The organism is Carnobacterium sp. 17-4 (assembly GCF_000195575.1).
In the GTDB taxonomy this organism is placed as follows: Bacteria; Bacillota; Bacilli; order Lactobacillales; family Carnobacteriaceae; genus Carnobacterium_B.
The window spans coordinates 1,488,547-1,513,377 of record NC_015391.1 but is presented as its reverse complement, the minus strand read 5'-3'; the positions used below and the strand labels follow the sequence as shown (position 1 = coordinate 1,513,377).

Sequence of the window (24,831 nt, the reverse complement as noted above, 5' to 3'; positions counted from 1 at the left end):
AAATAAAATGAAATTAAAAGCGGGATTATTAACAACAGTAGCTATTGGAGCTATTTTAGCGGGATGCGGTGGAAATAAGGCTGATTCAGCAGAAGAAGGATTGTTGAGTGATGGCGTATTAACTGTTGGCGTAACAGCTGGCCCACATGAAGATATCGTAAATGAAGTCAAAAAATTGGCAGCAGAAGATGGACTTGAAATTAAGGTCATTTCATTCTCGGACTTTGTTCAACCTAATACAGCTCTAGTGGAAGGCGAATTAGATATCAACTCTTTTCAAACAGGTACCTTTCTAGATACAGTTGTAGAAGAAAGTGGATATGATTTGGCAAAAATAGAACCAACGATTTCTATTCCAATGGGGATTTACTCAGAAGTTTATGATGATGTAAGTGAAATTAAAGAAGGGGATACGATTGGAATCCCGAATTCGCCGACTCAAGAAGGGCGTGCACTGCAATTATTTGAAGAAGCTGGGTTGATTACTTTACCAGAAGGCTCTGGACAAGAAGTCACCAGTAGCGATATCGTAGAAAATTCATTGAACTTAGATTTTATTACATCTGAGGCCGCGCAGTTGCCAGCTCAATTGCAAGATTTGGGTGCTGCAGGTATCAATTCAAATTTCGCTTTAGATGCTGGACTAAATCCAAAAGAATCCGGAATATTTATGGAGAATATCGATAACTTAGAACAAGCCAATTACATTGTTTCCCGTACAGAGGATAAAGATGACGAAGCCATTGCACAATTTGTTGCCTATTATCAAACAGACGAAATCAAGCAGTTTATTGAAGAGGAGTTTAAAGGAGCTCTTGTTCCAGCGTGGTAAAAAGTTATTTTTCTTTGGAATTGCTACTTAAATTTGGGGGATTCATTTGGAATACGATTCTGAGTTAGTCAAACTAAAGCTCGTTGCATCGACTCAAATGAAAAGTGACTTTGAGTTAAACGAACTAAGGCTCGTTGTATCAGCTCAAACCGAATGTGACTTTGAGTTAAACGAACTAAGATTCATTGTGCTCACATTAATTAAATTTTATTTTAAATCGACCAATCGTACCTTGATCACTTAAAAATAGAATGATTTAAAGATAAGAAAATGACAGTCAAGATGCTTTTACAAATCTATTTGTGTGACGTATACTCAACTAAACAAAAGCAATAAGGAGGTATACCCATGCAAAAAATTGTTACGCATCTTTGGTATGATAAAGAGGCTCTTGAAGCAGCAGAATTTTACACAAACTTATTTGATCATTCTTCTATTGACAGTGTGGTAACTCTTAATGACACTCCTTCTGGATCTGCAGACAGTATTGTATTCACTCTGGCTGACCAAACTTTTATGTCTATTTCAGCTGGTCCAACATTTAAGTTGAATCCATCTGTTTCTTTACAAGTCGTTTGTAAAACTTTAGCGGAAGTAGATCATTTATGGAAACAATTATCCAAGGGTGGTTCCGTACTGATGCCACTTGATGCTTATCCATTTAGTGAAAAATATGGGTGGACAGAAGATAAGTATGGTCTTTCTTGGCAAATTATGTATTTACCCGATCAAATGATTTCACAAAAAATCACTCCAACTATGTTATTTACAGATGAACAGTATGGCAAAGCAAAAGAGGCAATGGAATTTTATACTTCAGTATTTGCTAATGCTGTCATTGACGGGTTGAGTTATTATGGTGAGGATGATGAGCAAGGTCAGGGTGGAAAGGTAATGCATGGAACGTTTAATCTAGAAGGGCAAAATTTTGTAGCGATGGATAGTGCTATGACACCTGGATTTAAGTTTTCTGAAGCCATCTCTTTTCTAGTAAATTGCGATACACAAGAAGAAATTGATTACTTTTGGGAAAAGCTATCTTTTGTGCCTGAAGCTGAGCAATGTGGCTGGTTGAAAGATAAGTTCGGATTCTCATGGCAAATTTCGCCTACGATCATGAATGACATGATGAATACAAAAGACCGTGTACAATTGGATCGTGTGACACAAGCCTTTCTTCCAATGAAAAAAATGAATATTGCCGAATTGAAAAAAGCCTATGAAGGGTATTAATGAACCGCCAATTTTATAAAAATATTGGCGGTTTTGTTAAAGGAGAAGATAGGATGAGACGGATTATTATGAACTTAGCAATGAGTTTAGATGGATTTATCGCCAATGAAGATGGCAGCTTTGAATGGATTAAAGGATATGAGGATAATACATTAAATACAGACAATCAATACAATTATGAAACGTTGTTAGAAGATATTGATATTGTAGTAATGGGGAAAAGGTGTTATGAGCAAGATATGCACCTGGAATTCACATCTAAAACTGTTTATGTAGCTACCCATTCGACAATAACTGATTATGATAACATTAAGTTTTGTGGCGAAGACATCATTGAGGTCATCAAAGAAGAGCAACTAAAGCCCGGTAAAGACATTATGCTATTTGGTGGCGGCAAGCTCATCAATACCTTTTTACAAGCAGAATGTATTGATGAGTATATTATTGGGCTGATCCCAGTTATTCTAGGAGCAGGCCGTCCGTTGTTTTATGGCGGGTATCCACCAATTGAGTTAAAGCTGGAAGAATACATGGTGGATAAAGGGATCGTCATTTTAAGGTATGTAAACAGATAAATGAGTATTGGTTATAGGCATTCAATTGAATGCCTATTTTTTTTTGGAGAGCAATGTATATTAATGGTACGATTGATGGAAATGGACAAATAATTTTAAAAAGTAATTTATTTGTCCAATAATTAAGGAAATGGGATAAATGATTGCAAAATAGGGGTTAGTTTGTCTAAAATAATAGAGCGATGGTTAATGATGCTATAACTTAAATAAAAAACTTCAGGAAAACGCTTGCATGTATTTTTAAATGATGGTAAGATTCATGTGTAATCGGTTCCACATAAACTTTTAAAAGAGCGAGGGATAACATGACAACGATAAAGGAAGTCGCAAAATTAGCAGGTGTATCGGTAGCTACTGTATCTAGAGCATTAAACAATAGTGGCTATGTCAGTAAAGACGCTCGAAAAAAAGTAGAGGCAGCCGTAAAAGAATTAAACTTTTATCCTAATGAGGTGGCAAGATCACTCTATCAAAAAAAATCAAAACTGATTGGCTTATTGTTGCCGGACATCGCAAATCCTTTTTTTCCTTTGATGGCTAAAGGAGTAGAAGACGGTGTGAATCAACGAGGCTATAGCTTGTTATTGGGAAATGTGGAAGAGGATCTTGAAAAAGAAAAAGATTATTTGAAAATTTTTTCGCAAAATAACATTGCTGGAGTCATCTCAGCTGTTCAAGGCAACACAAAAGATTTCCCAAATATGCCATTTGTTTTATTAGACCGAGTGAAAAGCAATCACGATTTTGCTGTTCATTCAGATGATTATACAGGTGGAATGATGGCTGCTGAAGCGATTGTAGCCAGAAGCCCAAAAGAAATTGTCGTTATGGTGGGACCGAAAGAAGTGCCAAGTTCAGCTGTTCGGTTAGCTGGAAATCAAAAAGTATTGCAAGAAAGTCACTTAGACTATCAATTGTTCCAAACGACTAGTTTTAAATTAGAAGTAGCAGAGGAAACGGCAGAACAGTTTTTTGAAAAATTTCCAAATGCGGATAGTGTGATTGCTTCAAATGATGTCTATGCAATGGCAGTTATGAAAGAAGCACTTAAAAGAGGTCGCCGCATTCCAGAAGATTTTCAAATCATTGGCTATGATGATATGCCGTTTAGCAGAATGGTTTACCCAGGCTTAGCGACTATTGCTCAACCGGCTTATGAAATCGGATATAAGGGTGCAGAGTTGTTGTGTGATATTTTTGAAAAAGGATTCGTTGAAAATAGCCGTATTCAATTGCCCGTAACGTTAAAAATTAGAGAATCAGTTAGAAAGAAGGATGAAAATGAGTAAAATTACCGTAATTGGCAGTATCTCTACAGATTTTGTAGTGACAGCTAATAAAAGACCAGAAGTCGGAGAAACCATTACCGGCAATGATTTCAGTACAACATTTGGTGGGAAAGGGGCTAACCAAGCCGTAGCAAGTGCTCGATTAGGCGGAGACGTCTATATGGCTGGGACCGTTGGTACAGATTTATTTGGAAAAGAATTGATTCAGAATCTAACAGAAAATAGCATTCATGTAGATTTTGTGGAACCCGTTACACAAGTTCCATCTGGATCAGCTCATATCACAATTGTGGATGGAGACAATTGCATTGTCTATGTTCCAGGAGCAAATAATGTGATTGATACAAACAGAATCGAGAAATTAAATGAGTTGATCCAAACAAGCGACATCGTGGTAGTACAAAATGAATTGCCACAAGAAGTTGTTGAACAAATTATTGAGGACTGTTTTGCTCAAAATGTTAAAGTCATTTATAATCCGGCTCCTGCTAGATTTGTCAGCCAAAGTATTCTAGAAAAGGCTACCTATTTGACTCCAAACGAAAGTGAGTTCAAGTTGTTATTCCCGGATATGACCTTGTCGGAAGGTTTAGCTCACTACCCGAATCAATTGATTGTGACTATGGGTTCTAAAGGTGTTTACTATCATGATGGAATAAGTGAGAAGCAGGTTTCTTCTTACTCGGTAGCCCCGATAGATACAACAGATACAACAGGTGCAGGAGATACCTTTAACGGAGCATTTGCTGTAGCCCTTACGGCTGGTTTAGATATGGACTCCAGTATTCGTTTTGGGAACTTAGCTGCTTCATTATCAATCCAAAAATTTGGCGCTCAAGGCGGAATGCCTACGCTAGCAGAAATGAAAGAGAGTGAGAACTATGAAAAAGAATGGAATATTAAATAGTGACATAGCAAAAGTCTTATCCGATTTGGGACACACAGATAAAATCGCGATTGGTGATGCAGGGTTACCTGTACCAGATGGCGTGAAAAAAATAGATTTAGCTTTGACATTATCTGAACCTTCTTTTCTATCGGTTTTAAAAGTCGTTTTAAGCGATATGAAAGTTGAAAAAGTGGTTTTAGCTGAGGAGATCAAAGAACAAAATGCCACACAGTTAGCGGATATAAAAGCAACATTAGTAGAAGATGAACAAGTAACCTATGTGAGTCATGAAGCGTTTAAAGAACAGTTGAAAGAGGTAAAAGTCGTTATTCGAACTGGAGAAGCAACACCCTATTCCAACATAATATTGCAATCAGGTGTTTTATTTTAGGAGGTGTGTCAGATGGAAGTGAAAATGACAGGCATTAGAAAAAGTTTTGGCAGCAATTCTGTCCTCAAAGGAGTAGACTTCGATATTCATGCTGGTGAAGTTCATGCTTTAATGGGTGAAAACGGAGCCGGAAAATCGACATTGATGAATATCTTAACGGGACTGCACAAATCAGATGCTGGTGAAATTAGTATCAATGAAGAAAAAAAATATTTCGATAATCCAAAAGAAGCAGAAGAACATGGGGTAAGTTTTATTCACCAAGAAATGAATACTTGGCCGGAAATGACGGTACTGGAAAACTTATTTATTGGGAAAGAACTTAAGAACAAAATGGGTTGGATTAAAACAAAAGAGATGCGCAGTCTTGCGGAAGCTACATTTAATGATTTAGGGGTCCATATTGATTTGAATGCAGATGTTAAACAACTTTCAGTAGGCCAACAACAAATGATTGAAATTGCCAAATCATTGATGACAAATGCTCAAGTCATTATTATGGATGAACCAACAGCAGCGTTAACGGAAAGAGAAATTGATGTATTGTTCAAAATTATTGCAACGTTGAAACAAAAAAAAGTAGCTATTATTTATATCTCACATCGAATGGAAGAAATCTTTAAAATCAGTGATCGCATTACCGTTATGAGAGATGGCGTATCGATTGATACAACCTTGACCAAAGAAACCACAAATGATGAAGTTGTACGTAAAATGGTTGGACGTGACTTAGAAGATTACTATCCAAAGAAACACTCCAAAATTGGAAATACTGTATTTGAAACAAAAGGATTAACACAAGAAAATCGTTTTGAAAACATTTCATTTACAGTGAAATCTGGTGAAATTGTAGGATTTTCAGGTTTGATGGGTGCCGGAAGAACCGAAATCATGCGTAGCTTGTTCGGAATTGATGAATTGGATCAAGGAGAAATTTATCTTGAAGGAGAAAAAATCACGATTAAAAATCCAAGTATGGCAATCCAAAAAGGGATCGGCTTTTTAACAGAAAATCGAAAAGAAGAAGGGTTAATCTTAGATTATTCGATTCGAGACAATATCAGTCTACCATCGATTGATGGATTTAGTAAAAAAGGACTAATTGATACACATGCAGAAACCGATTTTGCCAAATTATTGATGGAACGTCTACATGTTAAAGCAGAGGATCAATTTGATAGCGTTTCCAGTTTATCTGGTGGGAACCAGCAAAAAGTTGTCTTAGCTAAATGGATTGGCATTGGATCAAAAGTATTGATTTTGGATGAACCGACTCGTGGTGTGGATGTGGGAGCGAAACGGGAGATCTATCAATTAATGAATGAATTAGCGGATAGAGGTGTAGCCATCATTATGGTATCAAGTGACTTGCCAGAAATTTTAGGAGTTAGTGACCGAGTGATTGTAATCCATGAAGGTCATATCGCAGGGGAATTAACTAAAGCTGAAGCAACAGAAGAAAAAATAATGAAACTCGCTACGGGAGGGTACTAACATGGTAGAAGCAAATGTAGAAAAAAAAGAAAAGAAAACGGGAACTCCAAAAAATTATATTGGAAAACTTGGACCATTCCTTGCATTAATCGTATTAGTGGTATTAGTAACGATTGTAAATCCAAGTTTTATTGCACCAACTAATCTATTGAACCTATTAAGACAAGTTTCAACGAATGCGTTAATTGCTTTTGGGATGACATTTGTCATTATTACAGGTGGAATCGATTTATCTGTTGGATCAACGTTAGCATTAAGCAGTGCTTTAATGGCAGGCACAATAGCAGCTGGTATGGATCCAATACTTGCGATGATCTTAAGTTTGGTAGTTGGAACGGTATTTGGAGCTGTTAACGGCTTATTGATCACTAAAGGAAAAATGGCTCCATTTATTGCAACTTTAGCAACAATGACGATTTATCGTGGATTGACACTGGTTTATACAGATGGAAATCCAATTACGGGTATTGGCGATAGTTTTATTTTCAAATTTGTTGGCCGCGGATATTTTTTCGGCATCCCATTCCCAGTCGTATTGATGATCATTAGTTTTATCTTACTGTATATCCTGTTACACAAAATGACTTTTGGTAGAAAAACATTTGCGATAGGAGGGAACGAGAAAGCTTCATTTATTGCGGGTATCAAAAACGATCGAATCAAAACAGGTATCTACGCTTTATCTGGTTTGATGGCTGCACTAGCTGGTATCATCATCACATCTAGACTGGATTCTGCACAACCGACTGCTGGTACGTCTTATGAAATGGATGCCATTGCATCTGTCGTGTTAGGCGGAACAAGTTTATCTGGCGGACGCGGAAGATTAGTTGGGACCTTAATTGGGGCTTTGATTATCGGAACATTGAATAATGGTATGAATTTATTAGGGATATCAAGTTTTTACCAACAAGTCGTTAAGGGTATTGTCATCATTATCGCAGTATTATTAGATAGAAAAAACAAAAAATAGGAGGAATTACAAAGATGAAAAAATTAGTCGGTTTAGCAACAGTAGCAACGTTATTTTTAGCAGGGTGTGGTGCAGCAACTTTGGAAGGCGAAAACAATACTGAAAGCGGTCCTGTTGAAGAAAAAGAATCCTCAGAATTAGTCGTTGGTGTTTCAATCTCTACATTGAATAATCCGTTTTTTGTTTCACTAGAACAAGGGATTACGGATTTGGCTGATGAGCAAGACACAACCGTAAAAAGTGTCGATGCTCAAGATGACACAGCTAAACAAACCAATGATATTGATGACTTGATCCAACAAGGAGTAGACATCTTATTGATCAATCCAGTAGATTCAGCTGCGATCACACCTGCTGTTGAGTCCGCAAATGCTGCTGGAATTCCAGTCATCACGATAGATCGTTCAAGTGATGGCGGAGAAGTTATTACATTAGTAGCTTCTGACAACGTTGAAGGTGGCGAAATGGCTGCTAAATACATTGAAGAGATCTCAGGAACAGACGCAAATACGGTTCAATTAGAAGGTGTACCTGGGGCTTCAGCTACTAGAGAGCGTGGAGAAGGATTTACGAATATAGCTGAAGGGTCATTAAATGTTGTTGATAGTCAAACTGCAAACTTTGACCGTGCAGAAGGGTTAACCGTTATGGAAAATATGTTACAAGCTAATCCAGACATTCAAGCTGTTTTTGCACAAAACGATGAGATGGCACTAGGTGCAATTGAAGCCATTCAATCTGCAGGAAAAACCGGAGAAATACAAGTTGTAGGCTTTGATGGAACAGAAGATGGAATCAAAGCAGTAGAAGCAGGTACCTTGAGTGCAACTGTAGCTCAACAACCTAGTGAAATGGGTAAATTAGCGATGCAAGCAGCGTTTGATTACTTTGCTGGCGAAACAATTGAAGAGTATATTGCTTCACCTTTAGAATTAGTTAAAAGTGAATAATAAAGAGTACACAAAAAAGGGTTTGGGACATTTTAATTGTCTCAAACCCTTTTTGTATTCAAACTATATTTTTTAGAGCACGATTTATAACTGAATAAATTTCTGCAATATACTTTTCAAAGGGTGTTTTTTTAGTTTGTATTGGTTTTCAATTGCTTGAGCAATATCTATGATATTGCGCTTCGTTGGAACATTTCGGATGCAAATACAACTCTGGTCAATTATTTTACCATCAAAAGGAAGTGTAAAAGTAGTGATTAAAATATCATAAGCATAGTTATTGAGTCGTTTCAATGAAAAAATAGGATCGGTGTATATAGTAGTAGTAAGTTCATGTTTTAAATAACGATGCAATAGATCTTGAATCATCTTAGCATGCTCAACATCAAAATCACTTACGATCAATAATCGAACTTTATCTTTTTGATTATAAAGTTCTGGTATCAAGTGATCCCAATGTATAAGTAAAGTATAGATAATTTCATACCTAGCAGTTTCGCTGTAATGTTCATTTGTTTTCTTTTCATATTTTTTTAAATTCGAAAAAGCTAATGTTATAAAATCAGGAAACAATTCTTCCATCGATTGGACAAAATACTTTTTTGAATTAAATAAAATATAAGGAAGCGGATATTGTCCTTCTTTTGACTTGAAAACAAAATGCGAAATGTTAAACATCTCTTTCAATAAGTGTTGCTGGTTAGGTATGGGTATTCCAATTTGATTTGATAAGTTATGTAACAAGGTGGTATGATAAGAGACTCGTTCTTTAACAGCAGGATTGATTTTAGTATCTTCTATTAAAGATTCATAGCTAAACTTAAAATCATTATTAATAAAAATTGAAAAGACTTGTTCAATAAAATTTTTATCCAGAGTAATAGCTAATTTTTTCTCAATTAATCCTGTTAAAGGTTGGAAATTTGAGAAATCTGGAATCATTTTGGAATAGTTAGAAGACATTACAGATACCTGATGTCCTTGTTTAACTCGTAAATAGGGAACAGCTGTCCAAAGCTTTAAACGTTTAAAATCAGCGAAATTTACTGGAATATTATTGGTTTTTGCAATGAAAATCAGAAGTTGTTCAAAAAAATTTTGATTAATAGTTTTAAATGGCCATTCAAGATTATTGTACCGCTCCGAAAAATAACTTATATAAAAATAACGGATACTTTCTTCAGTTTCACTAATCAACTTACAAGGATTTGTCTGTACTTGGACGTAGTAATCAGTTAATGATATATTGAGCTTTTTTATCAGGCGAAATAATGTGGATGGGCTTACGTATAATTCTTCAGCTAATTCAAAAACTGTTTTTGTTTCATCATAAATTAGCATTTCTATAAAATTAAACGCTAGGCTGTTTGATAAAAAATACCGATAAAGATCATCGCAATCTTTATACGGTGGTAAAACTAATCGAACACCAAGATGAGAAGTCTGTAATACTTCTTTAGTGTAATATTCACGTAGTTGAAGCATATCTTGTTTTAAAATTCTTTCAGAACTAACTGTCTTTAGTGCAAGTTCTTTTAGAGTGACCCAACTTTCAGTAAAATAAAGATGCTCGATTACTTCTAATTTTCTACGTTCACTTGCATCTAACACTTTACGCATACCTATCCCTCATTTTCCTGGAATCTTTACTGGCTGGTAATATTAAATCATAAGCGGAAATGTAAGCCTATTCAATAGACTTATTAATTACAGTTTACTCGTAAAGTTTAAAAAAAGATATAGAGGAAAATAAACCATAAAAATTAGTCAAATTCGATAAAATAAAAACGTTTCGATAAAACGCTTGCATTTTATCGATTTTAGATTTATATTATTTATAGAAACGTTTCACCAACTAAAAGTAGGGAGGAATAGAAGAATGAAAAAATGGTATAAAAAGACAGCTTTTGGAGCTTTAACATTACTTTCAGCTAGTTTATTGATGGCTTGTTCAAGTGATAGTAACGAAACGGAGGACGGTGCATCAAGTGATTCGGTAACTTTTTGGTACATGGGGGATGGAAATGAACATATTCAACCAATTTTAGATGATTTTACTGAAGAAACTGGTATCACAGTAGATGTTCAAAGTATTCCTTGGTCTAGTTCCCATGATAAATTATTAACTGCAGTAGCTTCAGGAGACGGTCCAGATGTTGTTCAAATGGGAACAACATGGATGGCCGAATTTGTTGATGCAGGTGCATTACAAGATATTTCTTCGTATATTGAATCAGAAGATTCAATGAAATCAGAAAACTTTTTTGATGGATCAGTTGCTACAACTAAATTTGATGATGCTTACTATGGGGTACCTTGGTATACAGAAACAAGAGCCCTTTATTACCGAACAGACTTATTAGAAGAAGTCGGCTATTCTGAAGCTCCAAAAAATTGGGAAGAATTAGAAGATGCAGCTGTTAAATTATCTGAACGAGGCGATGATATGTATGGTTTTCAAGTTGAATCGAATGATCCATCATTTGCATTTATGTTTGCTCGTCAAAATGGATCAGAATTGTTTGACAAAGATGGAAACCCAGATTTTAGTGAAGCACCTTTTGTAGAAACGGTTGATTACTTAAATACGTTTATGCAAAATGGATCTTCTCCTAAACAAGACTTAGGTTTAGATATTTCTCAAACTTTTGGTGGAGAAGGAATTGTGCCTATGTTTATCAGTGGACCTTGGATGATCAATGCTATCAACGACAGCACAACGGACATTGAAGGGAAATGGGCAACAGCAGTATTGCCGTCCGGTTCTGAAAATAATCTTTCAAATACTGGTGGAGCTAATTTAGCTGTCTTCAATGGAACAGAAAATGAAGAAAACTCTATTGCTTTGATTGAATTCTTATCTCGTCCAGAAAATCAATTGGCATTCTTTGAAACGTCTAACTCTTTGCCATCTGCAACTGCTGCTTGGGAAGATGAAGCTTTAGCAGATCCAATAATTGCAACATTTGGTAAACAACTTGAGAACTCTGAGTCTATGCCTTTAATTCCAGAATTTGAGCGGATTTCTGCAAGTTATTTAGAAGATTGGGAAGAAATTTATCTAGGCGGAGCAGATATTCAAGAGAAAATGAGTGAACTCAATACCGAAACAGAGGGTTTTATTCAATAAATAAGAAATTTGTAGGAATTGTTCGTTGAAGAAGTTCAGAAAAATAATCAAAACGATTCAGTTCTTGATTTATTTTTCTGGATTTTTGTTGATATGAGCATACAAAATGACGTCAAATAGTTTTGAAGTACTCTCAGTTAGTTTTAGAAAGGATGAAGAATGTTATGAAATCGGCAAATAAGAAAGCTCCTTATTTTTTTATTTCACCTGCAATTATTTTGCTTTTGATTTTTTCTATTCTACCAATTTTTATTGCTTTGTTTATTAGCTTTACAGACTTGAGTTTAGCTGGATTAGCAGATTGGTCAAGAGTTAGTTTCATTGGAATAGATAACTATAAAAATATTTTGGCTGATCCAATTTTTATTAAAGCTGCAGGAAATACTTTGTATTATGTTGTTATTGGAGTTCCTTTAGTCGTAATGATCTCGTTAGGACTGGCAATTTTAATCAATGTTGGTGATGGAAAGTTTTTTTCTTTTATGAGATTAATTTTTTATTCTCCTTCTATAACCAATATTGTCGCAGTTTCTGTTGTGTGGACCTTTTTGTATAATCCAAATATTGCAATAGGGCTGTTTAATCAAATTTTAGATTTGGTTGGAATAGCTCCAGTTTCTTGGTTGTTAGATCCAAGTGTAGCAAAACTTTCTTTGATTGTTTTGGCACTTTGGAGAGGAACGGGTATTAATATGTTGATTTTTTTAGCAGCTTTACAGGGTATTCCACCAGAATACTATGAAGCAGCTGAGTTGGATGGTGCTTCAAAATGGAATCAATTACGTTACATCACCGTACCAATGCTTAAATTTTCTATTTTCTTTGTCAGTGTTACAACCGTTATTGGCTGGTTACAATTCTTTGAAGAACCGTTCGTTATGACTGAAGGTGGACCATTAAACAGTACCACAAGTATTTCACTCTTCTTATATCGAAATGGGTTCCAGTTGAATGAATTTGGTTATGCAGCAGCGGGATCATTGATTTTATTTGTTGTCATTATTCTTATAACCCTATTTCAACTTAGAGGTCAATTAAAAAATAACGAAAATGAAATATAAGAGAAAGGAAGATAAAAAATGAATTCTTACAAGAAATCACAAAAGATAAATAAAGTGATTGTTGGCATTATTCTCATCATAGGTGGAATTATAGCGGTTATGCCGTTTATCTGGATGATACTTTCTTCATTTAAAGTAAATGCTGAAATCGTTTCGATGGAATCAGGAATACTACCAAAAGAATGGACACTGCAAAATTTTATCGATTTATTCGAAAAAATGAATTTTGGAGTTTACTTAAAGAATACACTGATTATTACAGCTTTCTCTTTTGGTGGAATGTTTCTAAATGCTATGGCAGGATATGGATTTGCAAAATATCGTTTTACAGGAAGAAATAGTCTCTTTATTATGATATTGGCAACTATGATGATACCTGGACAAGTAACTATGATTCCCGTCTATTTGATCTTAAATAAATTAGGATTAACTAATACTTTAGCAGGGATCGTATTGCCTGGATTAGTAGGAGCATATGGTATTTTCTTGTTTCGTCAATTTATGTCAACTATTTCTGATGAATTATTAGAAGCTGCTCGATTAGATGGAGCAAGTGAATTTTACATTTTCACTCGTATTATTATTCCTTTATCAAAACCAATACTAGCCGTACAAGGTATTTTAACCTTTATTGCTGGATGGAATTCATTTATGTGGCCGTTAATTATTGCCAACGATGAAAAATACTATACACTTTCTGTTGGTTTGCAACTTCTTCAAGGTCAATACGGCAATAACTATGCGTTGCAAATGGCTGGTGCAACATTTATGGTTGTTCCCATCATCATTATTTTCTTAACTTTCCAAAAATATATTTTACAAGGTTTTAATGTATCAGGACTAAAATAACAGCATTCTAAGGAGGATATTATGGAATTAATAAAATTAAAAACATTAATAAATGAAATGACAATTGAGGAAAAAATAGGTCAAATGATACAAATATCAGCAGATTTTTATAATGCCACAGAAAATGAAATTACAGGACCGATGAACGATATGCATTTGACAACCGAAAAAATGACGACAGTTGGTTCAGTTTTAGGGATATCGGGAGCTGAACAAGTAAAAGCGATTCAACAAGCACATTTAGAATCCAATCGATTAGGGATACCGTTACTATTCATGGCAGATATTGTGCATGGTTACCGTACTATTTTTCCTATCCCTTTAGGACTTGCTAGCTCTTGGGATCCAAAGTTAGTCGAACAAACCGCTTCAATTGCTGCAAGAGAATCGTCAGTATCAGGATTGCATGTGACATTTTCACCAATGGTCGATTTAGTGCGGGATGCAAGATGGGGAAGAGTAATGGAGTCAACAGGAGAAGATGCTTATTTAAATCAACAAATGGCACGAGCTTTTGTTCGAGGGTATCAAGGACCAAACCTTAAGGATGATCTGTCGAAGATAGCAGCTTGTGTGAAACATTTTGCGGCTTATGGAGCTCCTATTGCAGGGAGAGAATACAACACAGTCAACATGTCAGAACGTCAATTACGTGAAAATTATCTACCGGCATACAAAGCAGCTATTGATGAAGGAAGCCGTTTAGTGATGACAGCTTTTAACACAGTGGATGGTATACCTGCTACTGGAAATAGTTGGCTAATGAATGAAGTATTACGTAAAGAAATGGGATTTGATGGTGTACTTATTTCAGACTGGGGCGCAATCGGTGAATTGATTGCACATGGAGTTGCAGAAAATTTGAAAGAAGCCGGAACGCTAGCTTTTGAAGCTGGAGTAGACATGGAAATGATGTCAGCTGCTTATTCAAGTGAGTTGCAAGGTTTGATTGAAGGTGGCACAGTAGATGAGCAAAAATTGGATGAAGCTGTTTTACGCATCTTAGAGCTGAAAAATGACTTAGGGCTATTTGAAAATCCATATCGCGGAGCCGATGAGCAAAAAGAAGTTCAAGAAGTCTTTAGTCTAGAAAATCGTGAAACTGCAAGAATTAGTGCAGAACAATCTATTGTATTACTAAAAAACGAACAAGTTTTACCTTTGAAAAAAGACATGAAGGTTGCCTTAATTGGACCAAACAGTCAAACAAATGATTTGTTAGGGTCATGGTCTTGGAAAGGGGATACTTCAGAAGCACATTCGCTTTATGAGGGAATGCTAAAGCATGTTCCTTTTGAACAGTTAATTGTAATAGATGAAACAGATATTCTAAGTCATTCGGCTGATGTGAAATTGGCAGACGTAGATGTTATCGTTCTTGCGCTTGGAGAAACTTCTGAAATGAGTGGTGAGGCAGCTAGTCGAACATCAATCACTTTGCCAGGCAACCAAATTGAATTAGTCAAAGCCGTTCGTAAACTGTCTAAACCAGTTGTAGCAACTTTATTTAATGGTCGTCCGTTAGATTTATCCGATATAGTTGATGATGTAGACGGTTTAGTAGAAGCTTGGTTCCCTGGGACAGAAGGCGGAATTGCTTTAGCAAATATATTATTTGGGGAAGTAAATCCTTCTGGAAAATTAACGATGTCGTTTCCAAGGAATATAGGACAAGTTCCGATTTACTACAATCAAGATAAAACCGGTAGACCTATGAATGAAGAAAACAAAGATGAAAAGTATTTATCCAAATATTTAGATGTTGAAAATTCTCCTTTATTCCCATTCGGTTTTGGCTTGAGCTATACAACATTTTCATACAAATCATTTAGAATTTCTCATGAAACATTTACTGAAGAGGATAGTATAACGGTGAGTGTTACAGTTAAGAATGAAGGGATTATTACTGGATCTGAAATTGTTCAACTATATGTTCAAGATGAAGTAGGAAAAGTTGTTAGACCAGTAAAGGAACTAAAAGGATTTGAAAAAATCACTTTAAATCCACAAGAAGAAAAAGAAGTAAGCTTTACAGTAACAGCTAAAGAATTGGGTTATGTTCATCCAAATCTTACTTTTTCAACTGACAGTGGGGCATTTAAACTCATGGTGGGTTCAGATAGTGAGAATGTACAAAGTGAAACTATTAGATTAATAACTAAATAAGTAAAAATGAGGGATAATATGACGAAAAATCAATTGATTAATTTGAATGAAGGTGAATTAACCGCTCAGTTTAAAATGAGTGGTGATTTATTTGAACTGAATGCAAATGGAATCATGTTGAATCAGTTAAATCTCGGAGCACTAGATGATTCTATTATGAATTTATATTTGCGTAAATTTGAAGCGGGAAAAATAACTTGTACACCCTTGATTGGGCTGCAATCTTCAAGCCAGCTTTCACAAGCTGAAAATAAGCTTCGTTGGAACGGAATCTGGGAAAACATTACTTATAGCGTTACATTCTCTTTAACCGGTCAATCCTGGTTTTGGGAAGTTGAAGTAGAAGGTCAAAATGTCACCGTAGATATTATTTACGGTCAAGATCTTGGTGTAGCTGACAAAGGAACAGTTCAGTCTAATGAGGCTTATAATTCTCAATATCTTGATCATGTAGTAACTGAATCTGAAGAAAATGGCTATACGATTTGTAGCCGTCAAAATCAAGCACAAAGTAGAGGCAATTATCCTTATCTGCAACAAGGTGCGTTAAGCAAAACAGTTGGCTATTCAACAGATGGTTTTCAGTTTTTTGGCAAAAGCTATAAAATAACAAACGAACCTGCCATTTTGACTCAAAAGCATTTAGTAAATGAAGTCTATCAGTATGAAATGGCTTATAGTGCGTTACAATCAGAACAACTTGAACTAAAAGGGAAGGAGTCCATTGTGTTTTACGGTTATGCAGCTTTTGATCATCCAGAATCCATTACAGATCCAGTAGCATTAAAAACAATTCATGAATTTTGGGAAAAAGCTAGGCAAACGGAAGATGTGTTTATAAATGTAGAAACAGTAAAAAAAATCGTTACTATCGGAGAGCCCGTAAAGACTCAGACTTTTTCAAAGACAGAAATTGAAAGCTATTTTCCAGAACGATTAGAAGAAGAATATGAATCAGGAAAATTATTATCCTTTTTCACTCAAGAGAAAGCCCATATTGTGTTAAAAGAAAAAGAAGAAATGATGGAACGGCCTCATGGACATATTATAATTAGTGGTGCTCAATTATCCGTTGATGAACCTGTGTTGACAACAACTGCATATATGTATGGCGTCTTCAACTCTCAAGTAGTTTTGGGAAATACATCTAATAATAAATTTATTAGTAATGTGCGGAATGGATTGAACATTGCTAAAACTGCTGGACAAAGATTGTATGTAGAAATAGAAGGCGTATTTTCTCTCTTAACTATGCCAAGTGCATTTGAAATGGGATTTAATTATGCCATGTGGTACTACAAAATTAAAGATGATGTATTAAAAATTAGAAATTATACAACTATTGAAGGGCCTGAACTCTTTTTAGAAGTTGAAAGTGAAAAAGGTAAAGAGTACAGATTTGCTTTGACTAACCAAGTAACGATGAATGAAGTTGAAAATACAGTGCCTTATTCGCTATCAAAAAAAGGAAATCAACTACAGTTTTGTTCTGAAAAGCAATCGACTATGTCTGAACTTTATCCAGAATTGAATTACACTATGACCATTGAAGATGTGAATTTCTCACTTACGGATGAGCGTTTTTTCTTGGAGAATGGAACAGCGACTGTGAGTCCGTTAGTTGTATTGGAGATGAATGAAACCTCTCACTTTACAGTTGCGATTCAAGGCAGTCTAGAAAATGAAAACAGTAAATTCATTAAACGATCTTTTCAAGAGGAAGTTACAAAATATACACATCATTTTAGAAAAGTGATGAATGGCTTTGAATTATCGATTGATTCTGAAAATCAGGCATTGGATAGGGTAAATATACTTGCTTGGTGGTATACGCATAATATGCTGGTTCATTATCTAGTGCCTCATGGATTAGAACAATATGGTGGAGCTGCTTGGGGGACCAGGGATGTTATGCAAGGTCCAACAGAATATTTCATGGCGACGCAAAATTATACCAGTATTAAAGAGATATTACGGATTTTATTTGCGAACCAATTCGCTGATGATGGAAACTGGCCGCAATGGTTTATGTTTGATCGTTACACTCACTTGAAAGCGGAAGAAAGTCATGGTGATATTATTGTCTGGCCGCTTAAAGTGATGGGAGATTATCTAATGGCCTCAAATGACTATGCCTTTTTAGATGAACTAATCGTTTATACCAATCGCGAAACGTTTGATAAAACCGAACAAACGGCTACCGTATTTGAACATATTGTTAAGGCGATCGACTACATCCAAAACCATTTATTAGAGGGAACGAATTTACCTGGTTACGGGGATGGAGATTGGGATGACACACTGCAGCCATACGATTCTCGTTTGAAGAGCCATATGGCCAGCAGTTGGACGGTTGCATTGATGTATCAATCGTTGAAACAGTTAGCTGAAGTTTTAAATTCATACAATCAAGAATTTTCTGATAAGTTGAAAGAAATGTATCAATCTCTTGAAGCAGATTATAAAGAATATATGCTTTCAACAGATGTGATTCCTGGTTTTGTATTTATGGAAGATCCAAATAAAATTGAACTTATGATTCATCCAACTGATACAAGAACAGGCATAAATTATCGCTTATTACCAATGCAGCAGTCTATGATTGCTGAACTGTTCACTCCTGAAGAAGCTGAACAGCATTATCAATTGATTAAAAAGGAGTTGAGTTATCCAGATGGTGTACGTCTTATGAGTGAACCTGCACGCTATGAAGGAGGTGTCAGCACGTATTTCAAACGGGCTGAACAAGCTGCGAACTTTGGAAGGGAAGTAGGGCTACAATATGTTCATGCTCACATCCGGTTTGCTGAAGCTATGGCGAAGATCGGTAAACGAAATGAAGCTTGGAATGCATTGTCGATTGTGAACCCTATTAATATTAAAAAGGTCGTACCTAACGCTCAATTGCGTCAAAGCAATGCTTACTTCAGTAGTTCTGATGGAGACTTCAAGACTCGTTATGAAGCAGCTGAGAACTTTAATAAGCTTAAAAATGGAGAAGTGGAAGTTAAAGGAGGCTGGCGTATTTATTCAAGTGGTCCGGGAATTTATATGAATCAATTGATTGCGAATATTCTAGGTATTCGTGCAACAGAGGCTAATTTGACAATTGATCCTATTTTGCCTGATTCGTTAAATGGATTAGAGGTTACATTTGAAATTTACAATAAGCCTGTAAAATTCCACTACCATATGAATAATAAAACACCGTACGTAGAGGTAAATCAGAAAAAAATTCATACAAAGGACTATTCAAATAGATATCGTTCTGGAGGATTGGTGTTAGAAAAAGAAGAAGTTGAGAAACACTTAAAAATAAAGAATAATCGCATTGATATTTATATCCAACAAAAAGACTAGTCTTTTTGTTGGATGCTTGATATTATTAAAGAATAAAAGGGTAGGAGAGTAGGGAAAAGAAATGGTAGGAATAAAAGATATCGCTAAAGTAGCAAATGTCTCCATTTCAACAGTGTCTTATGCTCTAAATGGGAGTTCTAAGGTAACTGAAAAAACAAGAGCTAAAATTGTAAAAATAGCTGAAGAATTAAATTATATTCCGAATAGGGCTGGTCGGAATCTTCGAAAAAAAGAAACCCAAATCATTGGGGTCTATCTGGCAACTTATGGTGGGACTTTCTATGGAGATTTATTAGAAGGAATCATGAGTACGGCAAAAGAAAACAACTACGATATGATTGTTTGTTCAGGAGACCGTTCTCGTTTGTTTTTACCAGAACGAATGATTGACGGCGCCATTATTTTAGATACTGGTTTTCCAGATGAAGAGTTGATTGATTACGCTGATCGAGGGCATAAAATAGTAGTAATGGATCGGAAAATTGAGCATGAAAATATTCGTAGGGTGTTAGTTGATAATCGTCATGGAGCTAAAATGGCGATTGAAGAATTAGTAAAAAATCCTGATTCTCTTGTCTATTTAATTACCGGCCCACCTGATTCATTCGATAATCATGAGCGTTTAGAAGCAGCAATTGAGAAGCTCTCTGAAAGCAATCAGCCTTATGAAATAATAGAAGGCGATTTTTCTGAAGTTTCGGGACAGAGAATTGGAAAAATCATTCATAATAAATGGACTGAAAAAGTTTCTGTATTTTCATTTAATGATGAGATGGCTATTGGAATATACAATTATTTTAAAAAGACTAATTTAAAAATTGGAAAAGATATTCGTTTAATTGGATTTGATAACTTGCTGGTCAGCAAATATATGATACCAAGATTAGCAAGCATTGCTTATTCTAAGCATAAATGGGGTTCTATTGCAGCTCAATCATTAATTAATTTGATAAAAGATGAGTCAGTCGAAAATCAGGTTCTAAAAACAACATTAGTGAAAAGCCAATCTTACTAAATGATGGGAGGTATAATGATGAGTGTTATTTCAGGTCAAATCAATTCTTTAGAATTAGGATTTACGATTTCTTATAAAGCGATTTTTCCAGAGGAACGAAAAGGACCTTATCCGGTTTTGTATCTCTTGCATGGGTTATCAGACGATGATTCCAGCTGGCTTTATCAGTCATCAATAGCACGTTATGCAGCGGAGTATAACTTGGCTATTTTTATGCCTCAAGTTCATGTAAGCTACTATACAGATATGCATATGGGTGCAAATTACTGGAGTTTTTTAACAAAAGAATTCCCAAATAAAATGAAAAATTTATTTAATATCTCTCATAAAAGTGAAGAAACATTTGTTGCTGGCCTATCAATGGGTGGATACGGTGCGATGAAATGGGGGCTTATGTATCCTAACGAAGTAGCAGGAATTGCTGCTTTGTCAGCTGCCGTAGATCCTTATAGAATATGGCAAGATGATCCAAACAGAGATAAGCTTTTTAAACCAATATTTGGATCAAAAGAACTATTTATAGGATCACAAAATGATTTATATGCCTTGTTAAAGCAAGTAAAAAGAGAAACCATTCAACCGTCAATTTTACAAATTTGTGGCACGGAAGATTCTCTCTATGCAGATAATCTGAAATTTAAAGAGGCTCTTCAAGAAAATGCTATCGAATATACATTTATTGAAAAGCAAGGAGACCACAATTGGGAATTTTGGGATCAAGAAATACAAAGTGTATTGAAATGGATTCAAGAAAATTTAGAACAAAAAAAGAATTGAGGAATTTCAATTCTTTTTTTTTGTGGTTACAGACAAATATTTGCAATTAATTGAATTGAATAGATAATATCTGTATACTTGAAAAATCATATTAAATAGAAGTTGCACATAAAGGGTGTGTGAAAATGGATATTGCAAACAAAAGACCTATAAAAATTTTTCCATGGCTAATGGTTGTATTTTGGATGGGATTGATCTTTTATTTTTCACATCAAGTTCAACAGCAATCTTGGGATCTAAGTCATACGGTTTTAGGAATCAGTATACAAATTATTAAGGTAACTCAAGTAATCGTAGTGATTGGTTTAGCCGGATTTGTCATAGTTAAATTAAAAAATCGCGGAGTAACGATTGGAACAAAAGAACTTTTGCTGATTTTCCTTGTAGGGTATCTGCTGTATAGTTTATCTATTGGAGTAAGGCATGCACTTGTTCCGCCAGATTTACATCACTTTATCCGAAAAAATGCTCATTTTTTTATCTATCTGATTCTAGGGGTATTAGTAAAATACGCATTGAACAGTACTGGAATAATAGGATTCAAGGCAGTAGCAGTTGGTTTGCTCATATGTGTTGCTTACGCTTTTTCAGATGAAATCCATCAATTGGTGGTACCCGGTCGAGGTGGACAATTAAGCGATGTGGTTATTGATAGCTGTGGAGCAGGATTGGGCATTCTTTTGCAAATGACATTCATTAAATTCATCTCTAAAAAAGCATTAAACAGAAAAACACCTGAAAATAAAGTAGCTGAGTAGCTGCCTTTATTTTCAGGTGTTTTTTATATGGGTAGATTATAGTAAAGAATTAATGTGTTTAATTTATTTTTGGACAAATAAAAGAGAATTAGGAATAGTTTGTCCATTTCTTCTAGTTTATGGACAAATAAAGGTGAATTGTCCATAAGTTTGTCCAATTGCTGCAATTAGAATCCATTTCATCATTATTTGAAGCACTCAGCTAGGTTACACTAAATGATCTGTTTGGTTCCATGCATTTAAAGTAAATTGACCATTAGCGTAGCCTAACTCAGTGATGCTGGTATTCGCTAATGGTTCTTGTGAACGAAGGTCTCTTAAATCCATTCCAATCAGTGACAAAAGGGTCGTTGTCCATGTGATGCTATGTCCAACAAATAATAAATCTTTATGAGGAAACTGTTCAATTGAACGATGGATCGCTTTGCTGCCTCTAGCAATTAATTCAGGATAAGTCTCGCCATTAAATTCACTCGGGTCATACAAATCAGGACGATGACGCAAATGGTAAAAGCTGTCAGGAGAAGTTTCACTCCAGTGTGGAATAAAAGCCCCTTCCCACGATCCGTAGCCAAATTCTTTTAAATCATCTGTGTATTGAATAATGAAATCTTGCTCAAATTGAGAAGTGATCAAACGAGTCGTTTCAACAACACGTTTTTGAGGACTGGCAATAATGTGTTTAAATCCAATATCTTTCAGACATAGCCCTGTCTTTTTAGCATCCTCTAAACTTTGCGGCAATAGAGGAGAATCAATATCTCCACCTTGAACGCGATCGGCTAAATTGTATTCGGTCATTCCATGGCGTACAAAATATAGTCGTTGCATGTGAGTCCTCCTATTTTTAAAATATAATTTCATTTTAACACAAAAAAATCGATAATAAACCTTAATATTTTGATGGTTTCCGAAAGAATGTTAACGAAATAACGAGTGTTTATAAATTAAAATGTAAAGGTATACATTTTAATTATTATATTACACTAGTGTGTAATGGATGTTTTATAACAATTGGTCTATTTTTTTATAAAATGAAAAAAGTTATTGAAATTATATTTTAACATGTTATGATTAGTCATGTCATTAAAACGATTTCAAAGGAGTGGTGCTATGTTTGGTGTATCTGTCTTTCTTGGAGATGAGTTAACTACTGAAACAAGAAACTATCTACAAAGAATGAAAGACAGCGGTTTTGAAGGTGTATTTTCTTCACTGCATATTCCAGAAGAGGATGCGTTTCAATATGTCACACGCTTGAAGATGCTGGGTCATTGGACACAAGAATTAAAGATGCAATTGATGATTGATATTTCAGGAGATGCTTTGAAAAGAATCGGGTTTTCATTTGACCGACCTGAGGAAATGCTAGATATCGGAATTACCGGTTTAAGAATGGACTATCATATAACAAATCAAATTAGTGCTAAAGTCAGCCGTTCAATGACAGTTGCTCTTAATGCGAGTACCATTACTCAAGAAGATATCGATGAATTAAAGCAATACAATGCAAATTTCCAACAAATGGAAGCGTGGCATAATTATTATCCACGTCCTGAAACTGGATTAGATAAAGAGTTGTTTATTCGTAAAAATCACTGGTTGAAATCACTAGGATTTAACGTAATGGCTTTTGTTCCAGGTAATGAAATATTACGAGGCCCATTGTTTTGTCAGCTGCCAACGTTAGAAAAACAGCGTGGAGTTCATCCTTTAGCTAGTGCAATTGAATTATTAAATGAGTGTGAAGTCGACGATGTTTATATTGGTGATCCAACAATTGATGACAGAACAAAATTGCAATTTTTTTATTATATTAAAAAGAAAACGTTATTATTTTCAACTGAAGAAGTACAAGGAACGAATTATTTACCCGTCATCATAGGAAAACATCAAAATAGGTGGGATGCTGCTAGAGACGTGATCCGCAGTGCTGATGCACGTTTTAGAACCATTCCGAACATCGAACCGCAGCATACTCAAGAACGAGTAAAAGGAAGCATCACAGTAGATAACCGTCTATATGGACGATATATGGGAGAAATCCAAGTTGTTCAACAACCTTTACCTAAAGATACAAAAGTAAATGTTGTAGCGCATGTTATTCCAGAAGATATCCCATTAATAGATTGGTGTAAAGAAGGTCAATTATTTGAACTTCAAACGATACAAGAGAATGAAAGAGGTTAGGAAAATGAATTTAGACAAATTAACGACAGAAACAAGAAACACACAAACGATGAACTTAGATGAGCTTTCAACAAGCGAAGTCATGACTTTAATGAATCAAGAAGACCAAAAAGTGGCTGTAGCAGTTGAAGAAGCATTACCTACAATCACAAAAGTAGTAGAAGCCATTACTGAATCGTTTAGCAAAGGTGGCCGTTTAATCTATATGGGCGCTGGAACAAGCGGACGTCTTGGTGTTTTAGATGCAGCTGAATGTGTACCAACATTTAGTGTTGACCCAAGTATGGTCCAAGGATTGATTGCTGGTGGAATGAAAGCAATGACAGTTGCTGTTGAAGGAGCAGAAGATTCAAAAACGCTTGGTGCAGAAGATTTAGAAGCTATTCAACTAAATGATACAGACGTGGTAGTGGGTATCGCTGCAAGCGGACGTACACCGTATGTTATCGGTGGGTTAGAATATGCAGCTAGCGTTGGAGCAACAACGGCAACTATTTCATGTAACAAGAATGCTGAAATCAGTCAATTTGCCCAAATGCCGATCGAAGTAGATGCTGGTCCTGAAATTTTGACAGGTTCTACAAGATTAAAAGCTGGTACAGCTCAAAAATTAATTTTAAATATGCTGTCAACTGGAGCAATGATCGGTTCTGGGAAAGTCTATCAAAATCTAATGGTAGACGTAAAACCGTCAAATAAAAAACTAGAAGAACGTTCAAAACGTATAATCATGCAAGCTACAGAATGTACGTATGAAGAGGCAAGTGAAGCATTTGAAGCAGCTGATCATCAAGTGAAATTAGCAATCGTGATGATACTGACACATTCAGATAAAGAAACTGCAGAACAAAAATTAACAGAAGCGAAAGGGTTCATTCGTGAAACCTTAGCATAAACTA

The 24,831-nt window shown here is 35.4% G+C and carries 21 protein-coding genes; 19 read left to right on the top strand and 2 right to left on the bottom strand.

Annotated elements, in window-relative coordinates:
* The first annotated feature begins 7 nt into the window (after positions 1–7).
* The 9 genes from CAR_RS07345 to CAR_RS07300 all read left to right on the top strand — a co-directional run bounded on the left by CAR_RS07345 (position 8) and on the right by CAR_RS07300 (position 8,626).
* The gene (locus CAR_RS07345; RefSeq protein ID WP_013711074.1) at positions 8–832 is read left to right on the top strand and encodes a MetQ/NlpA family ABC transporter substrate-binding protein; all 825 of its coding nucleotides are present in this window, start codon (positions 8–10) and stop codon (positions 830–832) included.
* A gap of 348 nt (positions 833–1,180) precedes the next feature.
* Positions 1,181–2,065 carry a VOC family protein gene (locus CAR_RS07335; RefSeq protein ID WP_013711073.1) on the top strand — a complete coding sequence of 295 codons (885 nt, stop codon included), beginning with the start codon at positions 1,181–1,183 and terminating at the stop codon, positions 2,063–2,065.
* Positions 2,065–2,640, top strand: coding sequence for a dihydrofolate reductase family protein (locus tag CAR_RS07330; protein ID WP_013711072.1), 576 nt, complete (start codon positions 2,065–2,067; stop codon positions 2,638–2,640). The genes CAR_RS07335 and CAR_RS07330 overlap by 1 nt, the downstream gene beginning before the upstream one ends.
* Positions 2,641–2,945: 305 nt before the next feature.
* Entirely contained in the window at positions 2,946–3,929 is a 984-nt protein-coding gene (locus tag CAR_RS07325) for a LacI family DNA-binding transcriptional regulator (protein ID WP_013711071.1), read from the top strand.
* Positions 3,922–4,836, top strand: a complete 915-nt coding sequence (gene rbsK / locus CAR_RS07320) for a ribokinase (RefSeq protein ID WP_013711070.1) — start codon at positions 3,922–3,924, stop codon at positions 4,834–4,836. The genes CAR_RS07325 and rbsK overlap by 8 nt, the downstream gene beginning before the upstream one ends.
* Entirely contained in the window at positions 4,811–5,209 is a 399-nt protein-coding gene (rbsD, locus tag CAR_RS07315) for a D-ribose pyranase (RefSeq protein ID WP_041556397.1), read from the top strand. Before rbsK ends, rbsD begins: the two co-directional genes overlap by 26 nt.
* A gap of 12 nt (positions 5,210–5,221) precedes the next feature.
* On the top strand, positions 5,222–6,703 hold the full coding sequence (locus CAR_RS07310; protein ID WP_013711068.1) for a sugar ABC transporter ATP-binding protein: 1,482 nt from the start codon (positions 5,222–5,224) through the stop codon (positions 6,701–6,703).
* Between the two features lies 1 nt (position 6,704).
* On the top strand, positions 6,705–7,676 hold the full coding sequence (locus CAR_RS07305) for an ABC transporter permease (RefSeq protein ID WP_013711067.1): 972 nt from the start codon (positions 6,705–6,707) through the stop codon (positions 7,674–7,676).
* Between the two features lie 14 nt (positions 7,677–7,690).
* Positions 7,691–8,626 carry a D-ribose ABC transporter substrate-binding protein gene (locus tag CAR_RS07300; protein ID WP_013711066.1) on the top strand — a complete coding sequence of 312 codons (936 nt, stop codon included), beginning with the start codon at positions 7,691–7,693 and terminating at the stop codon, positions 8,624–8,626.
* A gap of 84 nt (positions 8,627–8,710) precedes the next feature.
* Here CAR_RS07300 and CAR_RS07295 read toward each other — a convergent pair whose 3' ends face one another.
* Complete coding sequence (locus CAR_RS07295) at positions 8,711–10,246, bottom strand: M protein trans-acting positive regulator PRD domain-containing protein (RefSeq protein WP_013711065.1); 1,536 nt, start codon at positions 10,244–10,246, stop codon at positions 8,711–8,713.
* Positions 10,247–10,505: 259 nt separating this feature from the next.
* Between CAR_RS07295 and CAR_RS07290 the strand changes: the two genes are divergently transcribed.
* The 8 genes from CAR_RS07290 to CAR_RS12845 all read left to right on the top strand — a co-directional run bounded on the left by CAR_RS07290 (position 10,506) and on the right by CAR_RS12845 (position 21,742).
* Entirely contained in the window at positions 10,506–11,756 is a 1,251-nt protein-coding gene (locus CAR_RS07290; RefSeq protein WP_013711064.1) for a sugar ABC transporter substrate-binding protein, read from the top strand.
* Between the two features lie 164 nt (positions 11,757–11,920).
* Positions 11,921–12,817, top strand: a complete 897-nt coding sequence (locus CAR_RS07285) for a carbohydrate ABC transporter permease (RefSeq protein ID WP_013711063.1) — start codon at positions 11,921–11,923, stop codon at positions 12,815–12,817.
* A gap of 18 nt (positions 12,818–12,835) precedes the next feature.
* A complete protein-coding gene (locus CAR_RS07280; protein ID WP_013711062.1) occupies positions 12,836–13,666 on the top strand; it encodes a carbohydrate ABC transporter permease in 831 nt (276 codons plus the stop codon).
* Between the two features lie 21 nt (positions 13,667–13,687).
* On the top strand, positions 13,688–15,832 hold the full coding sequence (locus tag CAR_RS07275) for a glycoside hydrolase family 3 N-terminal domain-containing protein (protein ID WP_013711061.1): 2,145 nt from the start codon (positions 13,688–13,690) through the stop codon (positions 15,830–15,832).
* Between the two features lie 18 nt (positions 15,833–15,850).
* Positions 15,851–19,192, top strand: coding sequence for a GH36-type glycosyl hydrolase domain-containing protein (locus CAR_RS07270; protein WP_013711060.1), 3,342 nt, complete (start codon positions 15,851–15,853; stop codon positions 19,190–19,192).
* Between the two features lie 61 nt (positions 19,193–19,253).
* Positions 19,254–20,207, top strand: a complete 954-nt coding sequence (locus CAR_RS07265; RefSeq protein ID WP_013711059.1) for a LacI family DNA-binding transcriptional regulator — start codon at positions 19,254–19,256, stop codon at positions 20,205–20,207.
* Positions 20,208–20,225: 18 nt separating this feature from the next.
* On the top strand, positions 20,226–20,984 hold the full coding sequence (locus CAR_RS07260) for an alpha/beta hydrolase (protein WP_041556395.1): 759 nt from the start codon (positions 20,226–20,228) through the stop codon (positions 20,982–20,984).
* A 125-nt stretch (positions 20,985–21,109) separates the two neighbouring features.
* Positions 21,110–21,742: a VanZ family protein gene (locus CAR_RS12845; RefSeq protein ID WP_052303139.1), complete on the top strand. Its 633-nt coding sequence runs from the start codon at positions 21,110–21,112 to the stop codon at positions 21,740–21,742.
* A 207-nt stretch (positions 21,743–21,949) separates the two neighbouring features.
* On the opposite strand, the gene CAR_RS07250 is transcribed toward CAR_RS12845, so the two are convergent.
* Positions 21,950–22,573 carry a histidine phosphatase family protein gene (locus CAR_RS07250; protein WP_041556393.1) on the bottom strand — a complete coding sequence of 208 codons (624 nt, stop codon included), beginning with the start codon at positions 22,571–22,573 and terminating at the stop codon, positions 21,950–21,952.
* Between the two features lie 282 nt (positions 22,574–22,855).
* Between CAR_RS07250 and CAR_RS07245 the strand changes: the two genes are divergently transcribed.
* Positions 22,856–23,932: a DUF871 domain-containing protein gene (locus CAR_RS07245; protein WP_041556391.1), complete on the top strand. Its 1,077-nt coding sequence runs from the start codon at positions 22,856–22,858 to the stop codon at positions 23,930–23,932.
* 4 nt (positions 23,933–23,936) lie between these two features.
* A complete protein-coding gene (gene murQ / locus CAR_RS07240) occupies positions 23,937–24,827 on the top strand; it encodes an N-acetylmuramic acid 6-phosphate etherase (protein WP_013711054.1) in 891 nt (296 codons plus the stop codon).
* The last annotated feature ends 4 nt before the right edge of the window (positions 24,828–24,831 follow it).